At 70.7% G+C, this 13449-nt stretch carries 12 protein-coding genes; 7 read left to right on the top strand and 5 right to left on the bottom strand.

From position 1 onward, the window contains the following. Positions 1–42: 42 nt before the first annotated feature. Positions 43–1665, bottom strand: a complete 1623-nt coding sequence (locus tag QSV35_RS04200; RefSeq protein ID WP_286287017.1) for a PucR family transcriptional regulator — start codon at positions 1663–1665, stop codon at positions 43–45. A gap of 85 nt (positions 1666–1750) precedes the next feature. Here QSV35_RS04200 and QSV35_RS04195 point away from each other — a divergent pair, with 85 nt between their 5' ends. Together QSV35_RS04195 and QSV35_RS04190 are read left to right on the top strand one after the other, a co-directional pair. Further along, a complete protein-coding gene (locus tag QSV35_RS04195; protein WP_286287015.1) occupies positions 1751–3415 on the top strand; it encodes a CoA-acylating methylmalonate-semialdehyde dehydrogenase in 1665 nt (554 codons plus the stop codon). Beyond that, complete coding sequence (locus tag QSV35_RS04190) at positions 3412–4815, top strand: aspartate aminotransferase family protein (protein WP_286287013.1); 1404 nt, start codon at positions 3412–3414, stop codon at positions 4813–4815. Before QSV35_RS04195 ends, QSV35_RS04190 begins: the two co-directional genes overlap by 4 nt. A 141-nt stretch (positions 4816–4956) precedes the next feature. Here QSV35_RS04190 and QSV35_RS04185 read toward each other — a convergent pair whose 3' ends face one another. Further along, complete coding sequence (locus tag QSV35_RS04185; RefSeq protein ID WP_286287011.1) at positions 4957–5130, bottom strand: hypothetical protein; 174 nt, start codon at positions 5128–5130, stop codon at positions 4957–4959. Positions 5131–5269: 139 nt separating this feature from the next. Between QSV35_RS04185 and QSV35_RS04180 the strand changes: the two genes are divergently transcribed. Continuing rightward, the gene (locus QSV35_RS04180; protein ID WP_286287009.1) at positions 5270–6874 is read left to right on the top strand and encodes a beta-N-acetylhexosaminidase; all 1605 of its coding nucleotides are present in this window, start codon (positions 5270–5272) and stop codon (positions 6872–6874) included. A 169-nt stretch (positions 6875–7043) separates the two neighbouring features. Here the strand turns inward: QSV35_RS04180 and QSV35_RS04175 are convergent, their stop codons facing one another. Genes QSV35_RS04175 through QSV35_RS04165 form a run of 3 tightly spaced genes read right to left on the bottom strand, consistent with a single transcriptional unit; the run spans position 7044 to position 10552 of the window. Next, positions 7044–7655 carry a bifunctional 4-hydroxy-2-oxoglutarate aldolase/2-dehydro-3-deoxy-phosphogluconate aldolase gene (locus QSV35_RS04175; RefSeq protein ID WP_286287007.1) on the bottom strand — a complete coding sequence of 204 codons (612 nt, stop codon included), beginning with the start codon at positions 7653–7655 and terminating at the stop codon, positions 7044–7046. Then, positions 7652–9259 carry an N-acyl-D-amino-acid deacylase family protein gene (locus tag QSV35_RS04170; RefSeq protein ID WP_286287006.1) on the bottom strand — a complete coding sequence of 536 codons (1608 nt, stop codon included), beginning with the start codon at positions 9257–9259 and terminating at the stop codon, positions 7652–7654. Before QSV35_RS04170 ends, QSV35_RS04175 begins: the two co-directional genes overlap by 4 nt. Before the next feature lie 33 nt (positions 9260–9292). Further along, a complete protein-coding gene (locus QSV35_RS04165; protein ID WP_286287005.1) occupies positions 9293–10552 on the bottom strand; it encodes a type III PLP-dependent enzyme domain-containing protein in 1260 nt (419 codons plus the stop codon). A 79-nt stretch (positions 10553–10631) separates the two neighbouring features. Between QSV35_RS04165 and QSV35_RS04160 the strand changes: the two genes are divergently transcribed. The 4 genes from QSV35_RS04160 (at position 10632) to QSV35_RS04145 (ending at position 13326) form a co-directional block, all read left to right on the top strand. Further along, on the top strand, positions 10632–11606 hold the full coding sequence (locus tag QSV35_RS04160; RefSeq protein WP_286287003.1) for a sugar kinase: 975 nt from the start codon (positions 10632–10634) through the stop codon (positions 11604–11606). Next, on the top strand, positions 11603–12379 hold the full coding sequence (locus QSV35_RS04155; RefSeq protein WP_286287001.1) for an IclR family transcriptional regulator: 777 nt from the start codon (positions 11603–11605) through the stop codon (positions 12377–12379). The genes QSV35_RS04160 and QSV35_RS04155 overlap by 4 nt, the downstream gene beginning before the upstream one ends. After that, positions 12376–12777, top strand: coding sequence for a RidA family protein (locus tag QSV35_RS04150; RefSeq protein ID WP_286286999.1), 402 nt, complete (start codon positions 12376–12378; stop codon positions 12775–12777). The genes QSV35_RS04155 and QSV35_RS04150 overlap by 4 nt, the downstream gene beginning before the upstream one ends. A gap of 141 nt (positions 12778–12918) precedes the next feature. Continuing rightward, positions 12919–13326 (top strand): transferase, encoded by a 408-nt coding sequence (locus QSV35_RS04145; protein WP_286286998.1) that lies wholly within the window; start codon positions 12919–12921, stop codon positions 13324–13326. Positions 13327–13449: the final 123 nt, after the last annotated feature.

Genomic DNA, 13449 nt, shown 5'->3' with positions numbered 1-13449 from the left:
ACCGGAGCAACGACCCCTCGACAGGCTCGGGGACCGGGTGAACTACCGGCGAGCCGCGCGGCGCACCAGGAGGGCGACGTGCAGGGCGGCCTGGGTCTCGCCGTCGTCCAGGTCGGTGTCGAGCAGGTCTTCGATCAGGGAGATGCGCTGGTAGAAGACCGAGCGCGACAGGTGCGAGGCGGAGGCCGCGGCGGTGCGGTTGCCGGGATGGGCGAGCATCGCACCCAGCACGTCGAGGAGGTCGCCGTCGCGGGCCAGGTCGTAGTCGATGAGCGGCGCGAGCATCCGCTCGCCGTGCTCGAGCAGGCGGTGGTCGTCGCGGAGTGTCGTCAGCAGCCGCACGAGCGGACGATCGTCACCCCGGCGCACACGTAGCCCGCGGCCCTCCCGCCACCCGCCGCCGGCGGCCAGGTCGATCGCTTCCTGCAACGAAGCCAGCGCCTCGTCCAACCCATAGGCGGCCGCACCCACAGAGAGCACAGACCGATCCGCACCATCCCCAGCGGCGGCGCGCGCGAACGCACGCGCAGTGCGGTCGTCGAACTCCACGCCCACCGGCAGCGACAGCAGGATCGCCGCCGCAGGTCCGGGAACGCCCGCGGGGGCTGAGCCCGTCAACGCCCGTCCGCGCAGGCCGCGGGCCGCGGCATCCACCGCTTCCGACACGATGGGTGCGCCGGAAAGCACGACGCCATGCAGGCGCGCCCCCGTCACGGGCAGTCCCGCCGCCTCGAGGCGCGCACCGGCGGCACCGGCGCCGGCAAAGCGCCCGGCGAGGAGCCCGTCAACGAGACGTCGACGGCTGAGGCGCGACCATTCGTCGGCCTCGCCCTCGGCCAACCTTCCAAGCGCGAGCGCGATCGCGCCCTGTTCGAGAACGCCGCGCCGGCCGGCGGGATGCGGCGGGCCCGGCAGCAGCAGCAGGTTCCCCCACCGCGTGCCCCGCGCCTCGACGGGCACGACGAGCCACTCCCCCGGGTCCCGGTGCGCCGCGCGCGAGCGGTACTCCCAGCCGGTGAGCAGCTCCTCTTCGAGAGCGGGCGGGATGTCGGCGGCGATCACCTCGTGCGCGAGGTTCTCGAGCACGACCGGAGCGCCGAGCGTCTGGGCGAGCTGGTGCACGACGTAGTCGGCGGGCGCACCGCGCAGGGCGAGCGCCGTGAACCGCTCGCGCACCTCGTCGCGGGCGCGCAGGGCCGCGATCTGCTCGGAGATGATGCGGTTGTGCACGGCCTCGGTGACGGCGACGAACTTCACCTCGCGGTGGAGGGTCACGAGCGCCAGGTCGCGCTCGCGCGCAGCCTCCGCGACGACGGCCGGCAGGTATCGGTAGTGCGTGCCGAGCTCGAGCACGAGGCCGGAGAGCCCTGCGGCGACGAGGTCGCCGATGAAGGTGCGGAGGGCGTTCGGGTCGGCGGGCCATCCGCTTCCGGTCGACAGCAGCAGCTCGCCGCCGTTCAGGAGTCGCGCGACGCCGGCGCTGTCGGAGACGTGCACCCAGCGCACCCGCGCATCCAGCGCGTCGCCGCCGACGATGACGTCCGGCAGGCCCTCGACGAGCTCGGGCAGCGCGAGCACCTCGCGAACAGTCGGGAGGCTGGCATCCGCCGCCGCATCCGTCGGACGATCCGTGCGGATCGACGCATCTTCGCGACGATCATCCATCGTCGTGCCCCTCTTCCCGGTGTCACACTTGAGTTCATAAGCTTATATGGGCCCCGCACGATCTGTCCGGCCCGGGAAGGGAATCATGAGCATCACTGAAACTGCGCCGAGCGGCGTGGAGACGAGCACCCCGGTCATCGGTCACTGGATCGACGGCGCGCTCGCCCCCTCGACCTCGGGCCGCACCGCTCCGGTCTTCAACCCCGCCACGGGTGCCGTGCAGGCCGAGGTCGCCCTCGCGGATGACGCGGAGATCGCCGCGGCGATCGCATCCGCCGTCCGCGGCTTCGAAGCCTGGTCGGACTACTCGATCGCGAAGCGCCAGGCCGTCATCTTCGCGTTCCGCGAGCTGCTGAACCAGCGCCGCGGGGAGCTCGCCGCCCTCATCACCGCCGAGCACGGCAAGGTCCACTCCGACGCGCTGGGCGAGATCGCCCGCGGCATGGAGGTCGTCGAGCTCGCGTGCGGCTTCCCGCACCTCATCAAGGGCGCCTACTCCGAGAACGTCTCCACCGGAATCGACGTCTACTCGGTCAAGCAGCCCCTCGGCGTCGTCGGCATCATCAGCCCGTTCAACTTCCCGGCCATGGTGCCGATGTGGTTCTTCCCGATCGCGATCGCGGCGGGCAACGCCGTCGTGCTGAAGCCGTCCGAGAAGGACCCGTCGGCCGCCCTGTGGATCGCGAAGCTGTGGAAGGAAGCCGGCCTCCCGGACGGCGTCTTCAACGTGCTCCAGGGCGACAAGCAGGCCGTCGACGGCCTCCTCACCAGCCCCGACGTGCAGTCGATCTCGTTCGTCGGCTCGACCCCGATCGCGCAGTACATCTACGAGACCGCCTCGAAGCACGGCAAGCGCGTCCAGGCGCTCGGCGGAGCGAAGAACCACATGCTGGTCCTCCCCGACGCAGACCTCGAGCTCGCCGCCGACATGGCGGTCAACGCGGGCTACGGCGCCGCGGGCGAGCGCTGCATGGCGATCTCGGTCGTCCTCGCGGTCGAGCCCGTCGCCGACGCGCTGATCGAGAAGGTCAAGGAGCGCATCGCGAAGCTCCACATCGGCAACGGGGCATCCACCCCCGAGCCCGACATGGGGCCGCTCATCACGGGCGTGCACCGCGACAAGGTGTCGTCGTACGTCGACATCGCCGAGGCCGACGGGGCGACCGTCGTCGTCGACGGCCGCGGGTTCACGGTGGATGGCGCGGAGGACGGCTTCTTCTTCGGCCCGACGCTGCTCGACAACGTGCCCACGACCTCCCGCGCCTACACCGAGGAGATCTTCGGACCGGTGCTCTCGGTCGTGCGCGTCGAGACCTTCCAGGAGGGCGTCGACCTCATCAACTCCGGCCAGTTCGGCAACGGCACCGCGATCTTCACGAACGACGGCGGCGCCGCCCGCCGCTTCCAGAACGAGATCCAGGTCGGCATGATCGGCATCAACGTGCCGATCCCCGTGCCGGTCGCCTACCACTCGTTCGGCGGCTGGAAGCAGTCGCTGTTCGGCGACGCCAAGGCGTACGGCGTGCACGGGTTCGACTTCTTCACCCGCGAGAAGGCCATCACCAGCCGCTGGCTCGACCCGGCGACCCACGGTGGCATCAACCTCGGCTTCCCGCATCACTACTCCCCTGGCGGGTCGTTGAGCGAGCGAAGCGAGACGAAACGCAGCACGCAGACTCACTGCGTTTCGTCTCGCTCGTTCCTCGCTCGCTCAACGACCCGCATGGAGCAAAGGAGCCCTCCAACATGACCGACACCCTCACCACCGCCGCGTACACCGACCGGCTCGGTGCGACGCACACCCTGCCCGACCCGGAGGCCGAGGCGCGCGTGCGCGCCGACGACCGCGGGCACGTGTTCCACTCGTGGAGCGCGCAGGCCCTCATCGACCCGCTGCCCGTCGCCGCGGGTGAGGGCTCGACCTTCTGGGACTACCAGGGCAACGCCTTCCTCGACTTCTCGTCGCAGCTCGTGAATCTGAACCTGGGGCACCAGCATCCCGATCTCGTCCGCGCCATCCAGGAGCAGGCGAGCCGTCTCGCGACGATCCAGCCCGCGATGGCCAACGATGTGCGCGGCGAGCTCGCGCGCCGCATCGCCGAGGTCGCCCCCGGCGACCTGAACAAGGTGTTCTTCACCAACGGCGGCGCGGACGCGAACGAGAACGCGGTCCGGATGGCGCGTGCCGTCACCGGCAAGCGCAAGGTGCTGGCGATGTACCGCAGCTACCACGGCAACACCACCACCGCCATCACGCTCACCGGCGACCCGCGTCGCTGGACGAACGAGCCCGGCGACGGCAGCGTGGCGCACTTCTTCGGCCCGTACGCCTACCGCTCGCCGTTCCACTCCTCTTCGGCGGAGGAGGAGGGGCAGCGCGCGCTCGAGCACCTCGAGCAGGTCATCGTGCTCGAGGGCGCGTCGACGATCGCGGCGATCATCATCGAGTCGATCGTCGGCACCAACGGCATCCTGGTTCCGCCGCCCGGTTACCTGCAGGGCGTGCGCGACCTGTGCGACAAGTACGGGATCGTGTTCATCGCGGACGAGGTCATGGTCGGCTTCGGCCGCGTCGGCGAGTGGTTCGCCGTCGACCGCTTCGGCGTCACCCCGGACCTCATCACCTTCGCGAAGGGCGTGAACTCGGGCTACGTGCCGCTCGGCGGCGTCGTCATCTCCGACCGCATCGCGGCGCACTTCGACACCGTGGCGTTCCAGGGCGGACTCACGTACTCGGGCCACCCGCTCGCGTGCGCCGCCGGCGTCGCCACGTTCGAGGTCTTCGAGCGCGACGGCATCCTCGAGCGCGTCCGCGACCTCGGCTCGCGCGTCGTCGAGCCGCGCCTCAAGGAGATGCTCGAGCGCCACCCGTCGGTCGGCGAGATCCGCGGAGCGGGCCTCTTCTGGGCGATCGAGCTCGTCCGCTCGAAGGAGACGCGCGAGCCGCTCGTGCCGTTCAACGCCTCGGGCGCGGATGCGGCGCCCATGGGTGCGCTCGCCGCAGCATGCAAGAAGGCCGGCGTGTGGCCGTTCACGCACTTCAACCGCCTGCACGTCGCGCCGCCGCTCGTCATCTCCGAGGAGGAGCTGCGCCGCGGGCTCGACGTCATCGACCGCGCTCTCGACGTCGCGGACGAGTACACCGCCTGACCCGCTCGGGACGGTCACGCTCGTTGACGTGCCCGAGAAGCACGACACGCCGGGCGTGTCGCGTACATCTGGGGCACGTCGACGAGTGAGAAGGGGGGATGCTGCGAATCGCAGCATCCCCCCTTCCGATCCTGTCCGGGATCAGCCCTTCATAGCTCCCCCACCGGACACCAACCGGCGCAGCACGAGCATGAAGAACACCTCCACGGGGAGCGAGCACGGATGCCGCCGTTCCCCCCGAAAATCCGCACCTTTCGTCACAGTGCTGACGGTGGCGGGCCGCACGGTCAGCGTGAACAACAACTGGTCCTTCATGTATACGCCCAGAAGGGCGCCTTGCGGGCGGTGTGACCGCGAACGCGCTGGACCGGCGGTGCGACGTCCGCCATGTCGAATAGGCTCGTTTCATGCAGCGCAACCCTGTTGCAGCATGCGCAACGAGATGGGATGCCCCGTGACGAACCTCCTGCCGCAGCCCGTCGTCGCCGCCCCCACCGCCGGGGAGTTCGCGCTCACCGACGCGACCCGCATCCGGTTCGATGCCTCCCTGCGCGATGCGGCCTACCTCCTGCAGGAAACTCTGCGGCGCGCGACGGGTCTGCCGGTGCCGATCGTCGAGGGTGACGCGGCTGTTTCGTTGACCCGGGATGCGGCGATGGATGACGAGGCCTACGCGCTCTCCGTCGACGCTGCGGGTGTGCGCATCACCGCCGGCGGAGCGCGCGGAGCGCACTGGGCCGTGCAAACGCTGCTGCAGCTGCTTCCGCCATCCATCTATCGCCGCGGCTCGGCTACTTCGGGCTGGTCTGTCCCGGCCGTCCGCATCGAGGACGCCCCGCGATTCGCGTGGCGCGGCCTGATGCTCGACGTCGCCCGGCACTTCTTCCCGGTGCACGAGGTGCTGCGGCTCATCGACCAGCTCGCGATGCACCGGCTCAACGTGTTGCAGCTGCACCTCACCGACGATCAGGGCTGGCGCGTCGAGATCCTTCGCCATCCGCGGTTGACCGAGGTCGGCGCGTGGCGCAGCGGATCGCAGCGCGGCGCCGGGCCCGACGCATCCTTCGACCCCACACCGCACGGCGGCTTCTACACGCAGGACGACCTGCGCGAGATCGTCGCGTACGCCGCCGCCCGCGGGGTGACGGTCGTGCCGGAGATCGAGCTGCCCGGGCACGTGCAGGCCGCGATGGCCGCCTACCCCGAGATCGGGCACGCGCGCGAGTCGGAGCCGTGGACCCGCTGGGGCATCAACCCGCACGCGCTCAACGTCGAGGAGTCCACGATCGCGTTCTTCTGCGACGTGCTCGACGAGGTCATCGACATCTTCCCGTCCGAGCTCATCGGCATCGGCGGCGACGAGTGCAAGAAGGACGAGTGGCGGGCGGATGCGGCGACCCAGGAGCGGATGCGGTCTCTGGGGCTGTCCTCGGAAGATGAGCTGCAGAGCTGGTTCATCGCGCGCATCGACGAGCACGTGCGCTCGCGCAGGCGACGCCTGTACGGCTGGGACGAGATCCTCGAAGGCGGGCTCGTCGAAGGTGCGACCGTGGCATCCTGGCGTGGATCAGCGGGAGCCGTCATCGCCGCGCGCCGCGGCTCGGACGTCGTGATGTGCCCGGAGGACACGGTGTACTTCGACTACCGGCAGTCGGACTCTCCGGACGAGCCGATCCCGACGGGGCTCGTGACGACTGTGTCTTCGGTGCGGGCTTTCGATCCTGTGCCTGCGGTGCTCGTCGGGGCAGAGCGGGACCGTATTCTGGGCGGCCAGGGGAACGTCTGGACCGAGCACATCGACTCGGCCCGGCGCCTCGACTACCAGGTGTTCCCGCGCGCGTGCGCGCTGGCCGAGGCGCTGTGGAGCGGTCCTGTGGGTCTGGATTCGTTCGATGCGCGTCTGTCTGTGCACCTGGAGCGACTGGATGCCGCTGGGATCGAATACCGTCCCGCATCCGGCCCGCATCCGTGGCAGAAGATCCCCGGTGTCCCCGGGAAGCACTACGACCGCGCCGAGCGCGCCGCCGAGATCGCCCGCCTGACCGCCAACCTGGAGTAGCGCCGCCACCGGTCGCTGAGCCTGGCGAAGCGACGACCCCTCGACAAGCTCGGGGACCGGAAGCCCCCCCCTGAACCCGAGAGCAGCTCAGAACCCCGGTCGCTGAGCCTGTCGAAGCGTCGACGCCGCACGACAACGACCCCTCGACAAGCTCGGGGACCGGGAGGGGTCAGGAGCGGGCGGCGACGATGAAGGCGCTGGCGCGGGCGGTCACCGCATCCCAGTTCCCGGATGCCACGTCCGCGGCCGAGACGACGCTCGAGCCGGCAGTCACGGCGAGGGCGCCGGCGCGGATGTACTCCCCCGCGTTGCCCTCGTGCAGCCCGCCCGACGCGACGAGCGGCATGTCCGGGAACGGCCCGTGGAGGTGCGTGAAGTACGCCGGACCCACCGTCGACGCCGGGAAGATCTTCACGGCCGCCGCTCCGAGCGACACTGCGGTGAGAGCCTCGGTCGGGGTGAACGCGCCCATGATCACGGGAACCGTGGCGGCCTCGGCCACCTCGGTGACGACACCGGGTGTCACCAGGAACGACGCGCCCGCGGCGATCGCCTCCCGCGCCTGAGCCGCGGTGACCACCGTGCCGGCCCCCACGCGCACCCCGTCCACATCGACCGAAGCGGCGATGACATCGGCGACCCCCGGCGTCGTGAAGGCGAACTCGACGACGTGGATGCCACCTGCCGCGAGCGCGCGCAGCAGCGCAACGGGCTCGGGGATCGAGGAGAGTCGCGGCAGCGCGAGCGCCGCATCCTGCTTCAGCAGTTCCAGAACGGTCATCCGGTTCCCTCCTTCGTCATCCGGAGCGAGCGCCCCGAACGACTGTCCGTGCGCTCGCCGTCGCGATACGCGAGTTCTCCGCCGACGAAGACTGCCGCGATGCCGTCCGCCGTCCGCCGGGGCTGATCGAATGTGGCCCGATCCAGTACCCGAAGCGGGTCGAACAGGACGAGGTCCGCGACGAAGCCCTCGCGGACGAGGCCGCGGTCCCGCATCCTGAGTCGTCGCGCGGGCGTGCCGCACAGGTGGCGGATCGCCTCCTCCAGCGAAAGCACGCCGAGCTCGCGGACGTACCGACCGAGGTAGCGCGGGAACGTCCCCCACGCGCGCGGATGCGGCCGATCGCCCACGAGGATCCCGTCGCTGCCGCCTGTGTGCACGGGATGCCGCATGATCGTCTGCACGTTCTGCTCGTGCCCGATGTGCATGAGCACGCCGGTCGCAAGATCGTCGGAGAGGAGGATGCGGATGACGGCATCCACCGGCTCCTCCCCCGTCTCCGCCGCGATCTCGGCAATGGTCCGGCCGACCAACGATGCCAGCACGGGGTTCGAGACGCCGGAGATCTGGATGGTGGTCCAGTCGGCGCGTTCGCCGTGGAATCCGTCGCATCCGTCGACGTCGAGCGCCCGCACGAGGGCGTCGCGGTCGCGGCCCGCGGCGAGCCGGTCGCGCAGTGCGTCGATTCCGCCCGCGGCGATCCAGCTCGGCAGCAGCGCGACGAGCGTCGTCGCTCCGGGGAGGTACGGGTACGTGTCGAGCGTGACGTCGACGCCGTCGGCCAGCGCCGCGTCGATCAGCTCGAGGAAGCGGGGGGCCGCATCCGCGTTCGATGCGAAGTTGAGGGTCGCATGCGTCAGGTGCAGCGCGCATCCCGTGTCGCGGGCGATGTCGATCATCTCGGTGTACGCCGCGAGCGCCCCGGCTCCGTACGAGCGCGTGTGCGGCGCGTAGTAGCCGCCCGCCTCCGCGACCACGCGGCAGAGGGCGGCCAGCTCGGCACTGTCGGCGTACATGCCGGGGACGTACGTCAGCCCGCTCGACATCCCGACCGCGCCGGCGGCCAGGGAGTCGGCGAGGATGCCGCGCATCCGGTCGATCTCGGCCGCGGTCGCGGGCCGATCGGCACTTCCGACGGCCAGAAGGCGCAGGTTCCCCTGCGGGACGAGCACAGCGGTGTTGAGCGCTGTTCCGCGCGCCAGCCGGTCGAGGTACTCCCCCATCGACCGCCAGTCGACGTCGAGTTCGGGGTGGCCGTTCCAGCCGGCGATCTGCCGGCGGAGGGCGGGCAGCACGGCGTCGTCGACGGGCGCGTAGCCGATGCCGTCCTGGCCGATCACCTCGGTCGTGACGCCCTGGCTGACCTTCGCGAGGTGCACGGGATCGGCGAGCACGGCGAGATCGGAGTGCGCGTGCATGTCGATGAAGCCCGGCGCGAGCACGAGGCCGGCGGCATCCCAGACCTCCGCGTCGGGCTCGATCGAAGCCTCGATCGCGGGGGCGATGCGGTCGATGCGGTCGCCGCGCAGCAGCACGTCGGCGCTGTACCGAGGCGCCCCCGTGCCGTCCACGACGGTCGCCCCGCGCAGCAGCCGGTCGGTCACTTCGCCGCGATCCGCTCGCTCAGCGAAGGCACGTCAGAACCAGGTGTCCACGACGTCGACGACCTCCGGGTCGACGGCATCCGCGTCCGCGACGACCGGCACGCGTCGCCATTTGTCGAGCACCGTGCACGGATGCGACAGTCCGAGACGCACGACATCGCCCACGTCCAGCGAGGCACCATCCGCGAGCCGCAGGAACGCATGCTGGTCATTCATCTTCACGACCTCGCTGCCCTCGAGCACGGCGTCGGCCCGGCCGTCGACGCGCTGGGCGACCGGCATCCCCTCGTCGAACGACGCGTCCCGCTTGCCGCAGTCGAGGATCGCGAGCCCCGGCTCCGGGCGCGACACGACGCGCGCCCACACGTGCATCGCCGAGCGGAACTCGGCGTCGCCGATCACCCGCCCCATCGGGCTCACACGCTCGTAGTAGCCGTTGTCGTGGATGTGGAAGGCGCCGGCGCGCACGACGACGTCCGCGTCCGGGCACAGGCCCGGAAGCACCGCGCCGACGCGGTCGAAGTAGGCGCTGCCACCCGCCGTCACGATCCCGCGTGCACCCGCGGGATAGAGGCCGGCGTCCGTGAACTCGCGGTGCAGCGCCGCCATGTCACGAAGGTACGCGTCGACGGCATCGAGGGATGCAGCCCCCCGTCCGTGCGCGATCGCCCCCTCGTACCCGCCCACGCCGCCGAGCTCGAGCGATGAGGATGCGGCGATCGCCTCGGCGATCTCGCGCGCGGTCCCCTGGTTGCGGACGCCCGTGCGGCCGCCGGGACGCCCGACATCCACGAGCACGCGCAGCCGACCGTCCGCCCCGCCGAGCGCGGCGGTCATCGCGCGCACGACGTCCACACCGTCGGCCCAGCAGAGGATGTCGACGTCCTCGTGTTCTGCGAGCTCCGCCGCGATCCAGCGCAGCGCGACCGGATCGACCACCTCGTTCGCGATCAGGATGCGGCGCACCCCGTGCGCGCGGGCGACCTGCGCCTGCCACGCGGTGGCGAGCGTCAACGCCCAGACGCCGGCGTCGAAGAGCTCCTGCCACAGCACGGGGGCCATCGTCGTCTTGCCGTGCGGCGCGAGGCGCACCCCGACCGCGGACGCCCACTCGGTCATCAGCGCGACGTTGTGCGCCATCGCCGCGCGATCAAGCGTCAGCAGCGGCGTCGCGAAGTCCGACCGGTGCGGCGAAGCAGAGAGGAACTGCTCGACGGAGAGCCCGTGCGAGGCGGGCGGAAAGGACTTGTCCCGAACCGAGAGCGGGAGCGCAGCGCGCGCGGATGCATCCACGCGACCATGATGCCACACCCCTGTTGCACATCACGCAATACTCGTTGCAGGATTTTCGGCGCCCGGATATCCTCGCTTCATGCCTCCGCACCCGACCGCGCCCGCCGTTCCGACCGCGGCCACGTTCGGAGAAGCACTCGTCGTGCTCGTCCAGGACGAACCCGGGCCCCTCGAGCAGTCCACGCGCTTCCGGCGGTCGCTCGGCGGTGCCGAGGCGAACGTCGCGATCGGCCTCGCGAGCCTCGGCGTGCAGGCATCCGCGATCACCCGGGTGGGCGACGACGGGTTCGGGCGCTACATCCGCGACGAGCTCGACCGCCTCGGGGTGGACGTCTCCGCCATCCCGGTCGACCCGAAGCACGCGACCGGGCTCTACGTCAAAGAGGTGGGCGGTGGTTCGGGAGCCCCCAACGACCTCGGCCCCGGCGGCAGCCGGATGCACTACTACCGCACGGCATCCGCGGGTGCGCACCTAGCGCCGGAGCTCCTCGACGACCCCGCCGTCGCGGCCGCGCTCGACGCATCCGCTCTCGTCCACACGACCGGCATCACTCCGGCGCTGTCGGACTCGGCGTTCGAGGCGCAGCGCGCGCTCGTCGAGGCCGTGCGGGGGCGTGCCCTCGTCTCGTTCGACGTCAACTGGCGTCCGCGACTGTGGACGGGGCGTGAGGATGCGGGCCGCCGCATCCTCTCCACGTTCTTCCGCTCCTCCGACATCGCGATGACCGGGCTCGACGAGGCCGAAGAGGTCTTCGGCCTCACCTCCGCCGAGGACGTGCGCCGCGCATTCCCCGAACCGCGGTGGCTCGTCGTGAAGAACAACGGCGGCGCAGTCGTCGCGTTCGACGGCGACCAGCGCGTCGAGGTCGCACCGCGAAAGGTCGAGGTCGTGGAGTCGATCGGGGCGGGGGATGCGTTCGCCTCTGGCCTGCTCGCCGGCATCCTGCACGGCCTGCCACTCGCCGAGTGCGTGCGGCATGGCCACGACACCGCCGCGTGCGCGCTCGCATCCGTCACCGACCACGTCGCCGGTCCCGCGGAGGTCGTCCGATGAACCAGAGCGTCACGCGCGCACTCGACCTCCTCTCCGCGCTCCAGGAGGGCGCGCAGACCCTCGACGAGTGTGCGGAGCGGCTCGACGTGCACAAGTCGACGATCCTCCGGCTCCTGCAGACGCTCGAGGCGCAGCGCTTCGTCACGCACGACGCGCAGCACCGCTACCGGCTCGGCAGCCGGCTGTTCGAGCTGGCCGGCGCGGCGCTCGCGCAGCGCGACGTCCGCGAGGTCGCCCGTCCGCACCTCGAGCAGCTGAACGCGCAGACCGGGCAGACCGTGCACCTCGCCGCGCTGGAGTCCGGGGATGCCGTCTACATCGACAAGCTCGAGGCGCGCAGCGGCATCCGGATGTACTCGCGTGTCGGACTGCGCGCACCCCTGCACTGCACCGCGGTCGGAAAGGTCCTCATCGCCGACAAGCCGCTCGCCGAGCGGCAGCAGATCGCGGAGAGCATCGAGTACGTGACCTTCACCGACCGCACCATCACGAACGCGGCCGACTACCTGGCCGAGCTCGAGCGCGTCCGCGCCGACGGGTTCGCGCGCGACAGCGGCGAGCACGAGTCGTTCATCAACTGCGTGGCCGCGCCCATCCGCGACGGGAGCGGAACGGTCGTGGCCGCCGCATCCGTCTCCGCACCGACGGTGTCGCTCCCGGCCCACGAGGTGCTCGGGCTGCTCCCGCTTCTGATGACGGCGACGCAGGGCGCATCCGCAGACCTGGGCTGGGCAGCATCCCGGCCCGTCCCGAGCCGAGAGGAACGGCCATGACATCCAAGACCCGCGTTTCGACCCCCGGCGCACCCGCTCCCGCGCACGTCTTCTCGCAGGGGGTGCGCAAGGGTCCGATCGTGCAGGTCTCGGGGCAGGGCCCGGTCGATCCGGTCACGAACGAGTACCTGTTCCCGGACGACGTGGCGGCACAGACCACCCGGACTCTCGAGAACGTCAAGGCGATCGTCGAGGCGTCCGGCGCGACGTTCGACGACGTCGTGATGCTGCGGGTCTACCTCACCAAGCGCGAGGACTTCCCGATCATGAACGAGGCGTACGGCGCGTTCGTCACAGCTCACACCCCGAGCGGGGTGCTGCCGTCGCGGACCACGGTCTTCGTCGAGCTCCCGCGCGCCGAGATGCTGGTCGAGATCGACGCCCTCGCAGTGGTCTGATCAGGGATTTTCGTGGGGGGGATGCCGCGGAATGCGGCATCCCCCTTGTGCTGCATGTGTGAACCCTGGGTACGGGAATGCCTGCTACCGCGTCGACGTTGCATCTATTCCGGCGCATACTGCGCCGACGGAGGAACTCTCTTGGGTAAGAACTACGTCGACATCGAGAAGGACAGCGGCGAGACGCTGCGATACCGCAAGCACGTCAACGGCCGGGGGCTTGTCGCGCACGGCGCGAAGGTCCACCCGACCGCTGTGGTCGAGACGGGCGCGTACGTCGAGCCCGGCGCGCAGATCGCTGCGGGAGTGCACATCCACCACGGAGCCTGGGTCGAATCCGACGCCGTCATCGGCCCCGAGGCGGACATCGCCGCACACGCCCACATCGGCCCGCACGCCGTCATCGGCGCGCGCGCGAAGATCGGGGTGCGCACGCACATCGGAGATCACGCCGTCGTGGCGCCCGGGGCTCTCCTGGGCGACGACGAGAGCGTCCAGGATGGCGAGCGCATCGCCACCGACAAGCGCGGCCTGCACCTCGCGGCCTGAGCCTTCGGGCACTGCGTTTCGACTCGCTTCGCTCGCAGGTGTGAATGCTGAGTCACTGCGTTTCGACTCGCTGCGCTCGATCAACGACCCGCAGGGTGATGAGCCTCGCCGGTCGTTGCGCGA

Origin of the sequence: Microbacterium candidum, assembly GCF_030315975.1 — a bacterium.
GTDB classification, from domain to species: domain Bacteria; phylum Actinomycetota; class Actinomycetes; order Actinomycetales; family Microbacteriaceae; genus Microbacterium; species Microbacterium candidum.
The sequence above is the reverse complement of the archived record's forward strand: the minus strand, read 5'-3'. Positions and strand labels throughout refer to the sequence as shown.

Coding starts and splice junctions, on each gene's coding strand:
- QSV35_RS04150 (WP_286286999.1), top strand. CDS start 12,376: ATGACATCCAAGACCCGCGTTTCGACCCCCGGCGCACCCGCTCCCGCG.
- QSV35_RS04195 (WP_286287015.1), top strand. CDS start 1,751: ATGAGCATCACTGAAACTGCGCCGAGCGGCGTGGAGACGAGCACCCCG.
- QSV35_RS04175 (WP_286287007.1), bottom strand. CDS start 7,655: ATGACCGTTCTGGAACTGCTGAAGCAGGATGCGGCGCTCGCGCTGCCG.
- QSV35_RS04155 (WP_286287001.1), top strand. CDS start 11,603: ATGAACCAGAGCGTCACGCGCGCACTCGACCTCCTCTCCGCGCTCCAG.
- QSV35_RS04190 (WP_286287013.1), top strand. CDS start 3,412: ATGACCGACACCCTCACCACCGCCGCGTACACCGACCGGCTCGGTGCG.
- QSV35_RS04200 (WP_286287017.1), bottom strand. CDS start 1,665: ATGGATGATCGTCGCGAAGATGCGTCGATCCGCACGGATCGTCCGACG.
- QSV35_RS04185 (WP_286287011.1), bottom strand. CDS start 5,130: ATGAAGGACCAGTTGTTGTTCACGCTGACCGTGCGGCCCGCCACCGTC.
- QSV35_RS04160 (WP_286287003.1), top strand. CDS start 10,632: ATGCCTCCGCACCCGACCGCGCCCGCCGTTCCGACCGCGGCCACGTTC.